The 16925-nt window shown below is 71.8% G+C and carries 16 protein-coding genes, 1 pseudogene and 2 riboswitches; of the genes and pseudogenes, 7 read left to right on the top strand and 10 right to left on the bottom strand.

Annotated features, from left to right (window positions below; translation table 11 throughout):
- Positions 1-110: 110 nt before the first annotated feature.
- The gene (locus tag ABZX10_RS01280; RefSeq protein ID WP_355533688.1) at positions 111-701 is read left to right on the top strand and encodes a peptide deformylase; all 591 of its coding nucleotides are present in this window, start codon (positions 111-113) and stop codon (positions 699-701) included.
- 5 nt (positions 702-706) lie between these two features.
- On the top strand, positions 707-1600 hold the full coding sequence (locus tag ABZX10_RS01275; RefSeq protein WP_355533686.1) for a GNAT family N-acetyltransferase: 894 nt from the start codon (positions 707-709) through the stop codon (positions 1598-1600).
- Positions 1601-1623: 23 nt separating this feature from the next.
- Here ABZX10_RS01275 and ABZX10_RS01270 read toward each other — a convergent pair whose 3' ends face one another.
- Positions 1624-1962 carry a GNAT family N-acetyltransferase gene (locus tag ABZX10_RS01270; RefSeq protein WP_355533684.1) on the bottom strand — a complete coding sequence of 113 codons (339 nt, stop codon included), beginning with the start codon at positions 1960-1962 and terminating at the stop codon, positions 1624-1626.
- Positions 1963-2170: 208 nt separating this feature from the next.
- Positions 2171-2282, top strand: a riboswitch (TPP riboswitch).
- Here ABZX10_RS01270 and thiC point away from each other — a divergent pair.
- Together thiC and thiD (ABZX10_RS01260) are read left to right on the top strand one after the other, a co-directional pair.
- Positions 2279-3970, top strand: a complete 1692-nt coding sequence (thiC, locus tag ABZX10_RS01265) for a phosphomethylpyrimidine synthase ThiC (RefSeq protein ID WP_355533682.1) — start codon at positions 2279-2281, stop codon at positions 3968-3970. (Overlaps the previous riboswitch by 4 nt.)
- 38 nt (positions 3971-4008) lie before the next feature.
- A complete protein-coding gene (gene thiD, locus ABZX10_RS01260) occupies positions 4009-4872 on the top strand; it encodes a bifunctional hydroxymethylpyrimidine kinase/phosphomethylpyrimidine kinase (RefSeq protein WP_355534071.1) in 864 nt (287 codons plus the stop codon).
- Positions 4873-4931: 59 nt separating this feature from the next.
- Here thiD (ABZX10_RS01260) and ABZX10_RS01255 read toward each other — a convergent pair whose 3' ends face one another.
- Positions 4932-5396, bottom strand: coding sequence for an HNH endonuclease (locus ABZX10_RS01255; protein ID WP_355533680.1), 465 nt, complete (start codon positions 5394-5396; stop codon positions 4932-4934).
- A 257-nt stretch (positions 5397-5653) separates the two neighbouring features.
- Between ABZX10_RS01255 and thiD (ABZX10_RS01250) the strand changes: the two genes are divergently transcribed.
- Positions 5654-6517, top strand: a complete 864-nt coding sequence (gene thiD, locus ABZX10_RS01250; RefSeq protein ID WP_355533678.1) for a bifunctional hydroxymethylpyrimidine kinase/phosphomethylpyrimidine kinase — start codon at positions 5654-5656, stop codon at positions 6515-6517.
- On the opposite strand, the gene ABZX10_RS01245 is transcribed toward thiD (ABZX10_RS01250), so the two are convergent.
- From ABZX10_RS01245 to ABZX10_RS01235, 3 genes are all read right to left on the bottom strand, one after another.
- Positions 6483-7664: an AbrB family transcriptional regulator gene (locus tag ABZX10_RS01245; protein WP_355533676.1), complete on the bottom strand. Its 1182-nt coding sequence runs from the start codon at positions 7662-7664 to the stop codon at positions 6483-6485. The genes thiD (ABZX10_RS01250) and ABZX10_RS01245 overlap by 35 nt on opposite strands.
- Positions 7665-7772: 108 nt before the next feature.
- The gene (locus ABZX10_RS01240) at positions 7773-8528 is read right to left on the bottom strand and encodes a hypothetical protein (protein ID WP_355533674.1); all 756 of its coding nucleotides are present in this window, start codon (positions 8526-8528) and stop codon (positions 7773-7775) included.
- Positions 8529-8530: 2 nt separating this feature from the next.
- Positions 8531-9469, bottom strand: a complete 939-nt coding sequence (locus ABZX10_RS01235; protein ID WP_355533672.1) for an ABC transporter ATP-binding protein — start codon at positions 9467-9469, stop codon at positions 8531-8533.
- Between the two features lie 85 nt (positions 9470-9554).
- Between ABZX10_RS01235 and ABZX10_RS01230 the strand changes: the two genes are divergently transcribed.
- Together ABZX10_RS01230 and ABZX10_RS01225 are read left to right on the top strand one after the other, a co-directional pair.
- Positions 9555-11066 carry a serine/threonine-protein kinase gene (locus ABZX10_RS01230; RefSeq protein WP_355533670.1) on the top strand — a complete coding sequence of 504 codons (1512 nt, stop codon included), beginning with the start codon at positions 9555-9557 and terminating at the stop codon, positions 11064-11066.
- Complete coding sequence (locus tag ABZX10_RS01225) at positions 11044-11940, top strand: hypothetical protein (protein WP_355533668.1); 897 nt, start codon at positions 11044-11046, stop codon at positions 11938-11940. The genes ABZX10_RS01230 and ABZX10_RS01225 overlap by 23 nt, the downstream gene beginning before the upstream one ends.
- Here ABZX10_RS01225 and ABZX10_RS01220 read toward each other — a convergent pair.
- From ABZX10_RS01220 to thiO, 5 genes and pseudogenes are all read right to left on the bottom strand, one after another.
- Positions 11920-13317 (bottom strand): TetR/AcrR family transcriptional regulator, encoded by a 1398-nt coding sequence (locus ABZX10_RS01220; RefSeq protein WP_355533666.1) that lies wholly within the window; start codon positions 13315-13317, stop codon positions 11920-11922. The genes ABZX10_RS01225 and ABZX10_RS01220 overlap by 21 nt on opposite strands.
- An 11-nt stretch (positions 13318-13328) precedes the next feature.
- Positions 13329-14735 (bottom strand): AarF/ABC1/UbiB kinase family protein, encoded by a 1407-nt coding sequence (locus ABZX10_RS01215; protein ID WP_355533664.1) that lies wholly within the window; start codon positions 14733-14735, stop codon positions 13329-13331.
- A gap of 76 nt (positions 14736-14811) precedes the next feature.
- Positions 14812-15561, bottom strand: a pseudogene (locus tag ABZX10_RS01210) (thiazole synthase); the annotation flags it as partial.
- 4 nt (positions 15562-15565) lie between these two features.
- Positions 15566-15763, bottom strand: a complete 198-nt coding sequence (gene thiS, locus ABZX10_RS01205; RefSeq protein ID WP_355533662.1) for a sulfur carrier protein ThiS — start codon at positions 15761-15763, stop codon at positions 15566-15568.
- Positions 15754-16791 (bottom strand): glycine oxidase ThiO, encoded by a 1038-nt coding sequence (gene thiO, locus ABZX10_RS01200; RefSeq protein ID WP_355533660.1) that lies wholly within the window; start codon positions 16789-16791, stop codon positions 15754-15756. The genes thiS and thiO overlap by 10 nt, the downstream gene beginning before the upstream one ends.
- Positions 16788-16901, bottom strand: a riboswitch (TPP riboswitch). It overlaps the preceding gene by 4 nt.
- Positions 16902-16925: the final 24 nt, after the last annotated feature.

The following is a 16925-nucleotide window of genomic DNA, read 5'->3' as shown; positions in this document are numbered from 1 at the left end:
CGCGGTCGTGGGGCTACGGGGGCGTGTCGCGCAGCTCGCCGCGCCGCCGAAGCCTCGCCACGCCCGGGTGCGCCGGTGCGGTCCGAACCGCCCCCGACTACCGTGCAGACATGCCTGTTCTCCCCATCGTCATCGTCGGCGACCCCGTGCTGCACACCCCCACGACGCCCGTCGAGCTGGACGCGGACGGCAAGCCGTCGGCCGAGATCGTGGCGCTCCTCGACGACATGTACGCGACGATGGACGTCGCCAACGGGGTGGGCCTGGCCGGCAACCAGGTGGGGCGCGGCCTGCGCCTGTTCGTCTACGACTGCCCCGACGAGGAGGCCGGCGAGCGCCGCCGCGGCGAGGTCATCAACCCCGTCCTCACCACGTCGGAGATCCCGGAGACCATGCCCGACCCCGACGACGACTGGGAGGGCTGTCTTTCGGTCCCCGGCGAATCCTTCCCGACCGGCCGCGCCGACTGGGCGAAGGTCGTCGGCACCGACCGCGACGGACAGGAGGTCGAGATCGAAGGCACCGGCTTCTTCGCGCGGATGCTGCAGCACGAGACCGGCCACCTCGACGGCTTCCTCTACACCGACGTCCTCACGGGTCGGTACGCGCGCCAGGCCAAGAAGGCGATCAAGAAGAACGGCTGGACCGAGCCCGGGCTCACGTGGATGCCCGGCACCGTCGAGGACCCGTTCGGCCACTGAACGACATGACTCCCCCGCCTCCGAGGCCCGGCGATCGGGTCGTCGTCCGGCGGCTGCTGCCGTCCGGGCAGGCCTCGGACGTCATCGGGACCCTCGTCTCCGACGGTGAGCCGCTCGTCGTCGAACGCGGCGGGGACCGGATCACGGTGTCCCGGTCCGACATCGTCGCCTACAAGACCGTGCCACCGAAGCCCGTGCGGGCGAGCGAGATCCGCTCGCTCGATCTGGCTCGAGCACGGTCCTGGTGGTCGGTGGAGCGGGAGTGGATCGACGGCTGGCTGTGCCGGGCCGCCCCCGGCATCGCCGGCAACCGCGCCACCTGCGCCGCGCCGCTGCACCCCGACGCGTCGCTGGAGCACCTCGACGGCGTCCGTGCCTGGTACGCGGCCCGCGGCCTCCCCGTGCACCTGACGCTCTCCGACCGGCTGCTGCGCGGCACGCGCGAGCTGTCCCCCGTCACGACGCCGACCGACGTCCTCGTCGCGCCCAGCGGCGGCCCGGAGCCCGAGGGCACCGTCGAACTCGCGGACGTCCCGAGCGCGGCCTGGCTGGCGCTCACCGGCACCAACGCGGCACTGGTGACCTCCGTCGACGGGCGGGCGCGGTTCGCCTCCGTTCCGGGGCCCGACGGTGCGCCGATCGCCGCGGGACGGCTCGCCCTCACCGCCGACGCCGCCGGGACCGTGTGGGGCAGGCTCGGCTCGATGGCCGTCGCACCCGAGCACCGCCGACGGGGCCTGGCGTCCCGCCTGGTGCGCGCGCTGCGCGCGGAGGCGGGCAGGGCGGGCGCCGACAAGGTGTTCCTCGAGGTCACGCACGCGAATGCGGGCGCGCAGGCGCTGTACCGGGGCCTCGGTTTCGCACCTCACCACAGCTACCGCTACTGGACCGCGCCGTGAACACCCCGTGCGCTGCAGGCGAACTAGGTCCGCGCCGCGTTCACCACGTCCTGGTACTGCGGGAACCGGGTGATGAACGACCGCACGTACGTGCACACGGGGATCGCGTGCCGGTTGCGCGAGCGCAGGTCGTCGAGGACGCCGGACACGAGCGCACGCGCGAAGCCCTGCTTGCCGAACTTCTCCATCACGACCGTGTGCAACAGGATCACATCACCGTGGTCGGTGACCTCGTACCCCTCGACGCCGATCAACTCGTCACCCGACCACAGCTCGTACCGGTCGCGGACGGGATTGTCGAACAACCGCAACGACTCCGACAGCTCCATCGTGGGCGGCGGAACCTCGACCATGTCTGCCATGAACACCTCCGTGACGTGATGCGTATCACTTCACCGTACGCCGCAGCACCGACAAGTCGGTGCTGCCGACACGACCGTGTCCCGATCGATGCGCGTTTCGTGATCTCGAATCACCGAACGTCATTACTGTCGCCGCACTCGTCGGGGGCGAACGCCCGTGGCCGTGCGCATTGCCTGACGGGGCGGGATTCGTGCGTTACTCTCGGTGACGCACACCATCGGGAGCTCGCCGCAGCGAGCTGAGAGGGCGCCTGGCGCGGGCGTCGACCGTACGAACCTGTCCGGGTAATGCCGGCGTAGGGAAGAGGAGTCCCGTATGCCTGTTTCGTCGTTCACACCTGTCTCCACCGTCACCGTCGGGCCGATCGAGGGTTCCGCCAAGCAGTACCGCACCCTCCCGGGCGCCCCGGACGGCGGAGCTGAGCTGCACGTCCCGTTCCGGCGCATCGCGCTCACCAACGGCGATCACCACGACGTGTACGACACCTCCGGTCCGTACACGCAGTACACCGCTGAGGATCAGCTGCACGACCTGGCCGAGGGTCTGCCGAAGACTCGCGAGGGCTGGTCCAGGCCCGCCCCGGTCGACGGTGCGAGTACCCAACTCGCCTGGGCGCGTGCGGGAATCATCACCGATGAGATCCGCTTCGTGGCCGCCCGTGAGGGCTTCGATCCGGAGACGGTGCGCGCAGAGGTCGCCGCCGGCCGCGCGGTGATCCCGGCCAACCGCAAGCACCCCGAGCTCGAGCCCGCCATCATCGGCAAGGCCTTCGCGGTGAAGATCAATGCGAACATCGGCAACTCCGCGGTGACCAGCTCCATCGCCGAGGAGGTCGAGAAGATGGTCTGGGCCACCCGCTGGGGCGGCGACACCATCATGGATCTGTCCACCGGCAAGGACATCCACGAGACCCGCGAGTGGATCATGCGCAATGCGCCGGTCCCGGTCGGCACGGTCCCGATCTATCAGGCGCTGGAGAAGGTCAAGGGCGACCCGACCAAGCTCACCTGGGAAATCTTCCGGGAGACCGTGATCGAGCAGTGCGAGCAGGGCGTCGACTACATGACCGTGCACGCCGGCGTGCTGCTGCGCTACGTGCCGCTCGCCGCGAACCGGGTCACCGGCATCGTCAGCCGCGGCGGCTCGATCATGGCCGCCTGGTGCCTCGCGCATCACGAGGAATCCTTCCTGTACACCAACTTCCGCGAGCTCTGCGAGATCCTGCGCGAGTACGACGTGACCTTCTCCCTCGGCGACGGCCTGCGTCCCGGGTCCATCGCCGACGCGAACGACGAGGCGCAGTTCGCAGAGCTCCGCACCCTGGGCGAGCTGACGAAGATCGCGAAGTCCTATGGCGTGCAGGTGATGATCGAGGGCCCCGGCCACGTTCCGATGCACAAGATCGTCGAGAACGTGCGACTCGAAGAGGAGTTGTGCGAGGAGGCTCCGTTCTACACGCTCGGCCCGCTCGCCACCGACATCGCGCCGGCCTACGACCACATCACCTCGGCGATCGGCGCGGCGATCATCGCGCAGGCGGGCACGGCGATGCTCTGCTACGTGACACCGAAGGAGCACCTGGGCCTGCCCAACCGGGACGACGTGAAGACCGGCGTGATCACCTACAAGATCGCGGCGCACGCCGCCGATCTCGCGAAGGGGCACCCGGGCGCGCAGTCCCGCGACGATGAACTCTCCAAGGCGCGCTTCGAGTTCCGCTGGGTGGACCAGTTCAACCTGTCGCTGGACCCGGACACGGCGCGCGAGTTCCACGACGAGACGCTGCCCGCGGAGCCGGCGAAGACCGCGCACTTCTGCTCGATGTGCGGCCCGAAGTTCTGCTCGATGCGGATCAGCGCCGACGTGCGCGCGTACGCGCAGGAGCACAACCTGGTGACGCAGGAGGACATCGACGCCAAGCTCGCCGCCGACATGGCGGCGAAGTCGCAGGAGTTCGCCGACGCCGGTGGCCGCGTGTACATCCCACTGGAGACCGCAGCCCGGTGACAGAGGTCCGCGGGGCGGCCGCCGGCGAGCCGACGGTCGTGACCGTCGGCGCACCGTCGCGCCTGCCGACCTCGCCGCGGGGCGCGGCGCCGCACCGGGTCCTGACCATCGCGGGGTCGGATTCCGGTGGCGGCGCGGGCATTCAGGCCGACATGCGGACGTTCGCGGCCCTCGGGTTGCACGCGTGCGTGGCGATCACCGCGGTCACGGTCCAGAACAGTGTAGGGGTGCAGGACTTCCGCGGGATCGATCCGGACATCGTCGGGGCCCAGATCCGTTCCGTCGCGGGCGACATCGGTGTCGAGGCCGCCAAGACCGGGATGCTCGCATCCACGATGATCATCGAGGCGGTCGCCGCGGCGGCGGACGCCGAGGGCATCGGCAACGGCCGTGCCACTCCCCTCGTGGTCGATCCGGTGGCGGCATCGATGCACGGCGACCCGTTGCTCGCCACCGAGGCGCTGGACGCCCTACGCTCCGAACTGATCCCGCGCGCCACCGTCGTGACCCCCAACCTCGACGAGGTGCGGCTGATCACCGGCGTCGAGGTCGTCGACGGCGACTCTCAGCGCCGGGCCGCCGACGCGCTGCTGGCGCTCGGCGCGCAGTGGGCCCTGGTCAAGGGCGGCCACCTGCGGGAGAGCCCGGACAGCCCCGATCTCCTCACCGACGGCGCGCAGTTCGTCGCGTTCACCGCGCCTCGAGTTCCCACCGGCCACGATCACGGGGCGGGCGACACCCTCGCCGCGGCGATCACGGCGGCGCTCGCGCACGGCCGGACGGTGCCCGCCGCCGTCGAGTTCGGCAAGGCCTGGGTCACCGAGGGCCTGCGCTGGGCGTACCCCCTCGGCGCCGGCCACGGCCCCGTCAACCCGCTCTGGGCGGTCGCCCTCCCCGATTGAACACTGTTACCAACGGAAAATCCGCAGGTCGCGATGGGTAGTAACAGTGTTTAATCGGATCAGACGCCGGCAGGACGGAAGGGCTCACGCACCAGGCGCATGCCCGCCTCTGCCGGCGTGCGGTCGGCCTTGCGGTGATTGCAGTCCGCGCAGCACGCGACGAGGTTCGACCACGTGTTGCCACCACCCCTCGACCGCGGGAAGACGTGGTCGATCGTGGCGGCCCGCGCGGCGCAGCCCGCGTACTGGCACTCGAAGCCGTCGCGCCGCAGGATCTCGGACCGGCTCGCGTGGTCGGCGGTGCGCCGGTAGGGAACCGCCGCGTACCGCACCAGCAGCAACGACCGCGGAACCTCGATCTCCGTGCTCGGGGACCGCAGCACCCGCGGGGGATCGTGCGGCTCCAGCGCGTGTGCGACCTCACGCAGCAGCATGCCCACGGCGTCCTGCCAGTGCACGACGTCGAGCAGACTGTAGTCGGCGTTGAACACCCGCACCGGCGGTGCGGAAGCAGTCGCGTTCATTCCGCACCTCCTCTTCTCGACCTGCAAGAGTAGGTGCGGCTCCACTCCGGCTCAACGGAATTATCACCAGCGCCGAACCGCTACTGCAGTGCGTTCACGCCCGGACGTCAGGGAATCGAGCGGCCTCGAGCTCATCGGCAAGGCGGTTGAGGTTCGCCCGGGCGTACTCGGGACGCACCCGAGAATGATGCACGGGCCGCGGTACACCTCGCGTGGCACCGGCGGCCCGAACGGTGCCCGGCGCTACCCTGAAGTCCATGCAGCACCTGCCCCTTCCCGGCACCGGCGAGACCCCGGTCCGGGTGATGACCATCGCCGGATCCGATTCGGGCGGGGCCGCCGGTCTCCAGTCGGACCTGCGTACCTTCGCGCTCGCGGGGGTGCACGGCACCTGCGCGGTCACCGCCGTCACCGTGCAGAACAGCCTAGGCGTCACCGGGTTCCATCCGATCCCGCCCGCCACGGTCGCCGGCCAGATCCGGGCCGTGGTCGAGGACGTCGGCGTCGGCGCGGTCAAGACGGGCATGCTCGCGACGGCGGAGATCATCGACGCCATCGCCGACACCGCGATCGAGCTAGGCATCGGCGGGCGCCTCCCCGGCAGCGCCGACAGCATCCCGTTCCTGGTCGACCCCGTCTGCGCGTCGCAGCACGGCGATCCGCTGCTCACCCCGGAGGCGTTGGACACACTCCTGCGCCGGCTGTTCCCGCTGGCCTGGATCGTCACGCCCAACCTCGACGAGGTGCGGCTCATCACCGGCATCGACGTCGTCGACGAGGCCTCGCAGCGCGACGCGGCCCGCGCCCTGCACGCACTGGGCCCGCGCTGGGCGCTCGTCAAGGGCGGGCACCTGCGGGCCGCCGTGACCAGCACGGACATCCTCTACGACGGTGCCGATTTCCTCGAGTTCGAGGCCCCGAGGCTCGACACGCGCCACGATCACGGCGCGGGCGACACCCTCGGGGCGGCAACCGTCTGCGCCCTCGCCCACGGACTCGACGTTCCCGCCGCGATCGCCTACGGCAAGGAGTGGGTCACCAGGTCGCTCGCCGCCGCCTACCCGGTCGGCGCGGGGCACGGCCCCGTCAACGCGTCGTGGCGGTTGCGGGCGACTTCCTGAGCCCCGAGAGCCGGTTCACCGCCGCCACCACCAGGGGCAGCGCCAGGACCACGATGATCAGTCGCAGGCTCTGGACCGTCGCGATCAGCGCCATGTTCGCCGCGGAACTGCCGGTGGCGCTGGCCACCACCGCGTTGATCCCGCCGGGCGTGGTCGCGAGGTAGGCGTCGGCCACGGAGGTCCCGGTCATGCGCGCGGCCCCGATCGCGAGAAGCGCCACGAGCCCGCACACCACGACGATGCCGCCGCCGATCGCGGGCAGCAGGTGCGCCAGCCGGCGGAGCAGCCTCCGGTCGACCAACAGCCCCACTTCGAGCCCCACCACGATGAGCAGCAGTTCCTTGAACGCGCCCTGCGGCGCGAACCCACGGGTGAGCTCCGCGCCGCCGATCACGGCGGCCAGCAGCATCGGCCCGATCAGCCCGCCGCCCGGCAGGTGGAGCCGGCGCCCCAGCCACATCCCGGCCAGCGCGAACACGATCGCCGTGGACAGGCCCGCCACCTGGTCGCCGCGCCCCACGATCTGCAGGTCGAGGGACCAGGCTTTCGCGGGCACCGTCGACCCGCCGGCGAGGCCCACCACCACGAAGGGCGCCGTGACGCTGACCAGCAGGACCCGGGAGTACTGCATGACCCCCACCACGTCCTTGCGCGCGCCGAGCTCGTCACACAGCGTGACCACCGCCGACGATCCGCCGGCCATGAGACCCAGTGTGGCCGTGCGCTGATCGAGATCCGCGACCCACCGGCTCAGCAGCCAGGCGGCCACGACGGACAGCACCACGGTGAGCACCGAGATCGCGAGGAAGGGGGCCAGTACCGGGCCCACCGCGCGCATCGCCTCGAGATTGAGGTAGCCGCCCAGCATCACCCCGATGAAGGCCTGCGTCCACCGGGAGACCTCCGCCGGCACCGCCACCTCCCGCCCGATCGCAAGCCGCAGCGCGGCGCCGAGCAGGAGCGCGCCGAGCAGCGCAGGCGCCGGGACGCCGATCCGTCCCATCGCCTCGGCGAGCAGCCAGGCGCCGGCCAGCACCGCGAGGTACCGCACGCCGCGCCGCCCGACGGTCCGCCGCACGCGCCCCGGTGCGGCGGCCGCCGGACCGGACGTCGGCGTGGTCGGCGGGGCTGCGTTCTCAACGGTCACCCCTTGTGTGTAGCACTGCGAACCACCCGGCGGCCAGGGCCGTCGGCGAACGTTCACGCGATGCTTACATCACCCCTGTGACCTGCGAGCCATGCCGTGTCGGCTGAGTCACGCATCACGCCGGGCGAGCAGCGCGACCGCCCCCGTCCACAGCGCCCCGACGACCACCAGCAGGTACAGGAAGGACACGGGCGCACCCCAGGGGAGACTCGTGAACAGCACCCCCTGCAGGTTCTGCAGGTTGGAGAACGGCAGGAACGCGGCGGCGTCGTGGGTCTGCGGAATCTGACCGATCACGTTGTCGACCACGAACAGGTAGCCCAGCAGCAGCGCGATCGCCCCGGCGCCGTTGCGCAGCGCGGCTCCGGTGGCGACGCCCAGAACCGTCGCGAATGCGACGGCGAGAGGGAACGTGAGTACCGTGGTGTCCCCCGCGCGGAACGCCGCGAACGGCGAGCCGTGCGCGATCAGTCCGTAGAGGACGGCCCCGACGAGCAGCGCGAGGAGATGCACGACGGCGCAGACCACGACGACGACCGAGGTCTTCGCGAGCAGCGCCGCCCACCGGTTCGGCACAGCGAGGAAGGTGGTCCGCAGGGTGTTGAACCGGATCTCCGTGGTCACCGACAGCACGCCGATGATCGCGGCGAAGACGATCGAGATGCCCGGCACTCCACCGAACCCGGTGAACGGCGCGAAGGCGATCACCCCCTCGTCCGATACCTCCTCGGAACGGAGGATCGACCGCATGACGAGAGCGACGATCAATGTGATGCCGATCGAGAGCACGATCGACCCGATGAGCAGCCACCTGGCGGCCCGGACCGTGGTGAGCTTGACGTACTCCGCACGTATGGCGCGCACGATCATCCGATGCCTCCCATTCCCCGGTACTCCACAGCCGCGCCGGTCAGCCGCATGAAGACCTGCTCGAGCGAACTGCTCTGCGGCGCGAGCTCGGCGAGCGGCAGCCCTTCTGCGGCGGCGATCTCGCCCACCACGTCGCTGGTCGCGCCGCGCACCGTCAGCACGGTCCGGCCGCCGCCACCCGGCGCGGGCTCGGCCGCCGCCTCGACGGCGAACCCGCGCGAGGTCAGCGCGGTCGCCAGCTCGCGATCGCGCGGGCTGCGCACGCGCACCGAGTGTTCCGAGTTCTGCGCAATGAAGTCGGCCATGGTCCCGTTCCACACGAGGTGCCCGCGACCGACGATGACCACGTCGTCCGCCGTGAGCGCCATCTCGGCCAGCAGATGACTGGAGACGAACACGGTCCGGCCCTGCGCTGCGAGGGACTTCATGAACGTGCGCACCCAGACGATGCCCTCGGGGTCGAGCCCGTTGACCGGCTCGTCGAACAGCAGTACGCCCGGATCCCCCAGCAGGGCACCGGCGATGCCCAGCCGCTGCGCCATGCCGAGCGAGAACCCGCCCGCCTTCTTGCGCGCGGCGTCGGTGAGCCCGACCGCCGCGAGGCACTCGTCGGCGCGGGCCGCGGGGATCCCGCTCGCGACGGCGAGCCACCGCAGGTGGTCGCGGGCGGAACGGTTGGGGTGCACCCATTTCGCGTCGAGCAGGGCACCCACCTGGGTGAGTGGACGCTCCAGCGTCCGGTACTGCCTGCCTCCGATCGTGGCGGCCCCGGCGGTCGGCCGGTCGAGCCCCAGGATGCACCGCATCGTCGTCGATTTGCCAGCGCCGTTCGGCCCGAGGAACCCGGTGACCCGGCCCGGCCGCACGGCGAACGACAGGTCGTTCACCGCCCGGACGGCACCGTAGGTCTTGGTCAAGCCCGCGACTTCGATCATGGATTCACGCTAACAATCATCCGGCGAAGCCGCCCGGACGCCGCGCGGCTTACACTCGGCACGATCGGACTCTGGGAGGAGCGCGATGGACGGGGACGCAGCGGGAGCACGGGCGGGGAGCACGTTCGGCCGGTACCGCCTGGTCCGGCTACTGGGCCGCGGCGGGATGGGCGAGGTCTACCTCGCGCACGACACCACGAAGGATCGTGATGTCGCGCTCAAACTGCTCCACGCGAGCGCCGCGCAGGATCCCGGCTTCCGCGAGCGCTTCACCCACGAGTCGCAGACCGCGGCACGGCTGTCCGATCCGCACGTCATCCCGATCCACGACTACGGCGAGATCGACGGCACCCTGTACCTCGACATGCGCCTGGTCGACGGCAGTAACCTCGCCGAGATCGTCGCGGCCGGCCCGCTCCCCGCGGACCGCGCCGTCGACCTCGTCACCCAGGTCGCCTCCGCACTGGATTCGGCCCACCTGCAGGGCCTCGTGCACCGCGATGTGAAGCCGGCCAACATCCAGGTCACCCCGTCGGGCTTCGCGTACCTCCTCGACTTCGGGCTGGTCGTGACCGGCGACGCCGACCGCCTCACCTCCGCCGGGCTGTTCGTCGGCTCGCAGGCCTACGCCGCGCCGGAGCGGTTCGACGGCGGCGGCGCCACCCCGGCCGGCGACGTCTACTCGCTCGCGTGCGTGCTCTACGAGCTCCTGGTCGGCCGGCCCCCGTTCGCCGCGAAGTCGATCTCGGAGATGATGCGGCACCACCTGCTCTCGCCGCCGCCCCGCCCGTCGGTCGACGCGTCCCGGCAGCTGCCCGCGGCCCTCGACGCCGTGGTCGCCAAGGGCATGGCCAAGCGCCCCGAGGACAGGTACGCGACCTGCGGTTCGCTCGCCCGGGCCGCGGTTTCCGCCCTGCAGGGCACGGCCCAGAGCTGGGGCACCACGACGACGGTACCGTCGGCTCCCCGCCCGGCACCCCCCTCGTCCGTTCCGCTGCCGACGCAGGTCTCGTACCCCCGCAGCGCGCCCGGGTCGAGCGGCGGGCCCCGCTACGTCACGCCGAGCTACGCGCCACCGGCGTCGTACCCGCCCGCGCCGGCCGCGCCGCCGCAGCGGAAGCGGTCCGTGGTGCCCGCACTCGCGATCGCCGCCGTGGTCCTGGTCGTCGCCCTCGTCGCGGCCGTGGCGGTGCTGCTCACCTCCGGCGGTCCGTCCTCCTCGCCGACCACGAGGGCTGCCCCCACCACGTCGTCCGTCGAGGCCACGACGAGCGCGGCACCGTCGACCAGCCCGACCGTGACCAAGGCGGTCCAGCCCGCCAACACCACGATCTGCACGCCCGGCACGGGCGAGGCCTTCACCTCGGTCGCTGCCGACAAGGGCAGCGGCGTCGCCGGAGAGCCCTACACCTCGTGCGAGTTCGCCGGCGCGATCGTCGCCGCATACCGCGCCCGGTTCACGGCGCCGCAGTCCGGGACCGTGGCGGCGGTCAGTCCCCGCGCGCCGGACCTCGGCGCCATCTCGATGTCGTGCACCGGCGAGTCGAACGTCGTGACCTGCCGGGGAGGGAACAATGCGATCGTCTACCTCTATTAGGGCCGCAGTGCTCCTCGTGCTCGCCCTGAGCGCGACGGCCTGCACGATCGGGGACGACGGTGCCGCCGCCCCGTCGTCCGCGGGGCCGACGGTGGCCACGGCCCCGACCACGGCCCCGTCCACGGCGGGTCCGGGACGACCGGCACCGTCGCAGCGCGCCGATCCGCTGCAGGCGGCCCTGACGCGCGCCGTCGGCGAGGTGCCCGGCGGGGCGAGCATCGCCGTCGCGGCCGGCGGCCGAGTGGTGACCGCGGGCGATTCCGCCGCGCTCCCGGCCTGGTCGACCTCCAAGGTGCCGCTGGTGATGGCCGCCCTCGAGCGGTCCGGGCGACAGCAGGCCACTGACCGGATGCGCGCCGCGATCACGCAGTCCGACAACGACGCCGCCGAGGCGATCTGGGATTCGCTCGGCACCCCGGCGCAGGCCGGTGCGGCGGTGCAGAACGTCCTCCACGCGGGCGGCGACGCGCGGACCACGGTGCAGACCCGCAAGGTTCGGCCCGAGTACTCCGCGTTCGGCCAAACGCTCTGGACCGACGACGCCGCAGCGCGATTCGCCGCCCGGATCCCCTGCTCCCCCGCGGGGCTCACGGCCCTCGGACTCATGCAACAGGTCGCCGGGAACCAGCAGTGGGGCCTCTACGGGTTGCGCGGCGCACAGTCGGTCGGCGTCAAGGGCGGGTGGGGCCCGGGCACCGACGGCGCGTACGTCGTGCGGCAGCTGGCCGTCGTGCAGACCGAGCGGGGCACGACCGGCGTCATGCTGTCGGTCCGCCCGGCCGACGGTGCTCTCGCCTCCGGGGAGGCCGCGCTCACCACGCTCGCGAACGCGGTCCGCACGCACCTCGGAGCGCTACCCGCGGCCGCCTGCTGACGGCCGCCCGCACGGCTGATCCGGCCGTGCTCCGCCGAGCAGGAGGTTCGTGACCACGCGTGCGCTCTCGGCGGGCGCGGCCACGTCGACCTCGCTGACCATCGCGGCGACGGCACCCAGCATGTAGCCGAGCCACGCCTCGGCGGCGACGGCGATGTCGACCGTGTCCTCGATCAGGCCGGCCTCGGCGCCGGCGGTGAGGATCGCGGCGTACCGATCGGCGCCCTCGCGGTAGAGCCGCAGGTAGTCGTCGAAGGCCTCGGCGTCGACGCCCGGCACCTCGAAGGTGAGGAAGCGGAACTCGTCCAGCCTGCCTGCGATGTCCTGCAGCGCACCGGTGTTGACCGCGAGGACCGCCTCGTACAGCGCGCGGGCCGTCAACGGCTCGTCGAAGGTCGCGGCCACGCCCTCGAGCCGTCCGAGGAGAAGGTTGCGATTCCGCTCGATGAGGACCGACAGCATGTGCCGCTTGCTGTCGAAGTAGTTGTAGAAGGTTCCGTGGCTGACACCCGCGCGCTCGGTGATCTCCTTGACCCCGACCTCGGCGTAGCCGTTCTCGACGAACTCCGCGATCGCCGCGTCCAACAGTTCGGCGGATCGTCCGCCCGCGTCCCCGTCGTGCGACCGTGCCTCATGGGAGTCCGCATCGGCGCCGGAGGGAAGCGGCTCGGACCGCAGGGCCGCGCGCGCACCGTCGGAGACGAGACCACGCGCCGACATCCGGACCGCCACGCGCACGTACGCCTGCCGACGTGCTGGATCGGCATCCCCGTTGAGCGCCATGACCAGTCCGGGCACGCCGAGCGCGGGAAGCAACCGGCCCAACTCGACGGTCTCCGTCTCCGGATCGTCGGTGCGGGTCACGATCCATCCGCGATCGCGCGCGTGCGCGAGCACCCGCCCCATCATCGCGTCGAAGGTCTGGTAGAGCCCGCGGATCCGGTAGCGCAGCTCCTCGTCGACGGTTCCCGCCTGCACCATCACGACCTTGAGGATGTCGGGCCGCGCGTCGACGAGATGGAACAGCCTGCGGCTCAGGGCCTCCACCATCGCCTCGGAGGCCGCGAGATCGCCCGTGGCGGTCGTCTCGATCACCTCGTCGGGTGAGATCGCCGTCATCAGTTCGTCCACGGAGCGATCGAAGACGAGGTCGAGGAGCTCACGCTTGCCGTCGACGTAGCGGTACAGGGTGCCCTGCCCCATGCCCGCTCGTTTCGCGATGTCGGCGACGGAGGCCTGCTCGTAGCCCAGTTCCGCGAACACCGCGAACGCCGCCTCGGTCAGCTCGTCCCGGCGCCGCTCCGCGAGGCCGGCCGAGGGCGGCCTGCCGCGGCGGGGCTTGGACCCGTCGCGCACTCCCGACTCCGGTTCCGACATGGTTGAAGACTCTAGCGTGACGGGTTCCCCCGGCGCGCACGCCACTCTGCGATCTCATCGCCCATGGCGGTCCTCGGACCCGTGATCTCGAGGACCTCGCACGCCACGTCGCGCCACGCCGCCGTCGCCCGTAGCTCGCCGAGCAGCGCGACCGTCGAGATGTCGGTGCGCCGGCCGAGGGCATGGGCCTCCTGCAGCATCTGGCCCTCGAACTTGTCGAAGAACCCGCCGGCCGGCAGGGTCGCGGTGATGACCGCGTCGCGCGCGGTCCGCGGCGTCACGGTGATCTCACCGTCGCGGATGTGCCAGCCGACCACCCTGTCGATGTACTCGGCGAGGTCCGCGGAGGTCATCAGGTCCGGGCGGCCGATGAATCCCGCCCGCACGGCGAGCTGGTGCACCCGTTCGTTCTCGCCGCGCAGCAGAGCCGTGAACAGCTCCCGCTCGAACTCGTGATCGGCGGGGCTCAGGTGCACGGTCATGCCGAAGTCGACGAACCCCGCCCTGCCGTCCGGGAGCACGATGACGTTGCCGGGGTGCGGATCCGCGCAGAACCGCCCCGTCCGGTACATCTCACCGCAGTAGAACCGGTAGATCGCCTCTCCCAGCCGGTTCCGGACCGCCTGGTCGTCGTCGAGAGCGTCCGCGAAGGGCTTGCCCTCCAGGAATTCGGTGACCAGGACTCTGTCGGTGCACAGCTCGTCCACGGGTTGCGGTACGGCGATCGACGGATGGCCGTCGAACTGATCCGCGAAGTACCGGTGGTGGCCGAGTTCGGCGACGAAGTCGAGTTCGGCCATCACCTGCCGCGAGATCTCCTCCGACAGCTTCTCGGCGTTCGACGCGGGAATGTACGTGCCGAGCACCTTCATCAGCAGGCGCATGTTCTTCAGGTCCGCCCGGACCATCGTGTGCACCCGGGGGTACTGGATCTTGACCGCCACCGCGCGTCCGTCGTCGAGCACACCGCGGTACACCTGGCCGATCGACGCCGCCGCGATCGGACCCTCGATCGAGACGATCCGGCTACGACGCTCGCCGAGCTGATGATCCAGGAGCTTCATCATCTCGGCGTCGGTCCATCGCGGTGCCGACGAGAACAGCGGCTGCAGCCGCTGCGCGAATTCCTCGCGCGCAGCGCTACTCGTGATGCCGATGTCGATGACCGCGAGCAGCTGACCGAGCTTCATCGCGGCGCCGCGCATACCGCCGAGCACCGTCACCAGGTCGTCGGCGAGCGCCAGGATCAACGCATCGCGCGCGTCCCGGTCCGCCTGCTCGTCGCGGAACCTGGAGGCGACCATCGTGCCCGCCGTGCGCGCCGCGTGCCGCACGGCGACACCCCCGATCTGGGCACCGCGCCGCACCCGTCCGGCCGGCGCGGCCGACTCGACGTCGTCCGGGTCACGCCGTGCCACGGTCGGCCCCGGCTCGCTGACGCCCATCCAGCGGCGGCGCTCCGCCGCCGCGCGCCCCGGTTCCCAACCGCCCTTCGGCCGGGGACGATGCCCTCGCCCATCGCCGACGCGGGATCCGCCCGGCCCCGCGCGCGAGGAGCCCGGCCTCGACGGCGAGGCGCATCGCCGTCGCCATCGCCTCCGGATCGGCGGCCCGGGTCACCGCCGATGCGAGAAGCACTGCATCGCAACCGAGCTCCATCGCCAGGGCGGCATCGCTCGCCGTGCCGATCCCCGCGTCGAGGATCACCGGGACCTCGCTCTGCGCCACGATCATCTCGATGTTGTGCGGGTTGAGGATCCCCAGCCCGGTGCCGATCGGCGCCCCCGCGGGCATCACCGCGGCGCAGCCGACGTCCGCGAGGCGGCGCGCCAGGATCGGGTCGTCGTTGGTGTAGGGCAGCACGACGAAACCGTCGGCCACCAGCTCCTCCGCGGCCTCCACCAGGGCGACCGCGTCAGGCAGCAGGGTCTCGTCGTCGCCGATCACCTCGAGCTTGATCCAGTCGGTGTGCAACGCCTCCCGCGCGAGTCGCGCGGTGAGAACCGCCTCGGCCGCGCCCAGGCAGCCAGCGGTGTTCGGCAGCGGCACGATGCCGAGCTCACGGATGAGGTCGAGGACCCCGCCGCCCTCCGCCAGACTGGTGCGGCGCAGCGAGACCGTGGTCATCTCGGTCCCCGAGGCGACGAGCGCCGCCCGGAGGTGATCCAGGTTCGCGCTGCCGCCGGTGCCCGTGATGAGCCGCGAGCCGAAGGCGCGGCCCGCGATCACCAGCGGTTCGCGCACGGCGTCAGCCACCCTGGACCGCCGTGAGCACCTCGACATCGGCGTACGCCGGCAGCGCCTGCGTCCACCGCGACCGCGGGTGGACGGCTCCGTTCACCGCGATCGCGACGCCCTTGTCGGGCAGCCCGAGCTGCTCGAGCAGCGACTCCGCGGACGTCCCGTCGAGGACCTGTCGGTCCTCGCCGTTCACCGTCAGCTCCATGCGTGCACCTCCTGGTCGAGAACCATATCCGCCGCGCGCGCCCCGGTGACGGGGGCGAGCAGGATGCCGTTGCGCCCGTGGCCGGTGGCGGCGAAGACGCGCCCGCCGACCGGCGCGATCACGGGAACGTTGTCCGCCGTCGTGGGGCGCAGCCCCGCGCCGACCTCGAGCAGGTCGTACTCGCGGAGGAAGGGCAGTACCGTGAACGCGTCGTCGAGCAGGTCCACCACCGGGCCGACGCGGGGCGCCAGGTCGCGGTCGTTCTCGTACTGGGTGGCTCCGACGACGACGCCGTCGCCACGGGGCACCACGTACACCTGCCGGCCGTGCACCCGGGCCCGGACGGTCACCGTCGGCGGAGGCAGGCAGGACGGGCCGCACCGCAGCCGCACCACCTCCCCTTTCACGGGACGGACCTTCAGCTCCGGCGCGAGAGAGCCGGAAGCCGAACCCGCGCAGACGATCACGGCATCGCCACTCAGGTCCGCCAGGCCCGACGGTCCGCCGACGGCCTCCGCCCGGAACACGACCCCCGCGTCCGCGCAGGCGGCGGACAGCGCACGGTGCACGAGGCGGTTGTCGACGGCGATCTCCCGCGGTGCCGTCGCGGCGGCCCGGATCCGCGGGGCCGCACCGGGAACCGCCCGGACGGCGACCGACGGTCGCAGCGGCCCGAACAGCTCCTCGTCGCCGACCGCCGCCGTGACGGTCGCGAGGTCGGCGGCGTCCCCGTCGTCCATCGCCAGCCAGACGGTGCCGCGGGCGGTGATCAGCGGACCGTCGGCGTAGGGCTGGAGGGACGCTGCGAAATCGGCCCACAGCCCGAGGGATTCGACACCGAGGGCGTACAGCTCCTCCTCCCCCGGCCAGGCCTCCGAGTACGGGGCGATCATGCCTCCCGCTACCCAGGACGCCCCGGAGCCGGGCTCCGGATCGATGACGGTGACGGCGCACCCCCGGCGCGCCAGCGACCACGCCACAGTCAGGCCGACGGTTCCGCCGCCCACGACCGACACGCTCTTGTTCATCCGCACGGGATCCTTCCTTCGCCGGCATTACCCGGATCAGGTCTGACGGTCAGGGGCGGCGCGTGCCCCACTCTCAGCCCCGCGACCTCGGGACTCCCGTGTGTACGTCCGCCACCCTACTCCCGGCGCCTAAT

The organism is Tsukamurella sp. NPDC003166, assembly GCF_040611135.1.
Taxonomy (GTDB): Bacteria; Actinomycetota; Actinomycetes; order Mycobacteriales; family Mycobacteriaceae; genus Tsukamurella.
Note: the sequence above shows the minus strand (reverse complement) of the source record. Positions and strands in the feature narration are given on the sequence as shown.

Bases quoted from the DNA above. Each gene is read 5' to 3' on its own strand.
- ABZX10_RS01280 (WP_355533688.1), top strand. From the start codon at position 111: ATGCCTGTTCTCCCCATCGTCATCGTCGGCGACCCCGTGCTGCACACC.
- ABZX10_RS01275 (WP_355533686.1), top strand. From the start codon at position 707: ATGACTCCCCCGCCTCCGAGGCCCGGCGATCGGGTCGTCGTCCGGCGG.
- ABZX10_RS01270 (WP_355533684.1), bottom strand. From the start codon at position 1,962: ATGGCAGACATGGTCGAGGTTCCGCCGCCCACGATGGAGCTGTCGGAG.
- thiC (WP_355533682.1), top strand. From the start codon at position 2,279: ATGCCTGTTTCGTCGTTCACACCTGTCTCCACCGTCACCGTCGGGCCG.
- ABZX10_RS01255 (WP_355533680.1), bottom strand. From the start codon at position 5,396: ATGAACGCGACTGCTTCCGCACCGCCGGTGCGGGTGTTCAACGCCGAC.
- thiD (WP_355533678.1), top strand. From the start codon at position 5,654: ATGCAGCACCTGCCCCTTCCCGGCACCGGCGAGACCCCGGTCCGGGTG.
- ABZX10_RS01235 (WP_355533672.1), bottom strand. From the start codon at position 9,469: ATGATCGAAGTCGCGGGCTTGACCAAGACCTACGGTGCCGTCCGGGCG.
- ABZX10_RS01230 (WP_355533670.1), top strand. From the start codon at position 9,555: ATGGACGGGGACGCAGCGGGAGCACGGGCGGGGAGCACGTTCGGCCGG.
- ABZX10_RS01225 (WP_355533668.1), top strand. From the start codon at position 11,044: ATGCGATCGTCTACCTCTATTAGGGCCGCAGTGCTCCTCGTGCTCGCC.
- ABZX10_RS01220 (WP_355533666.1), bottom strand. From the start codon at position 13,317: ATGTCGGAACCGGAGTCGGGAGTGCGCGACGGGTCCAAGCCCCGCCGC.
- thiS (WP_355533662.1), bottom strand. From the start codon at position 15,763: ATGGAGCTGACGGTGAACGGCGAGGACCGACAGGTCCTCGACGGGACG.
- thiO (WP_355533660.1), bottom strand. From the start codon at position 16,791: ATGAACAAGAGCGTGTCGGTCGTGGGCGGCGGAACCGTCGGCCTGACT.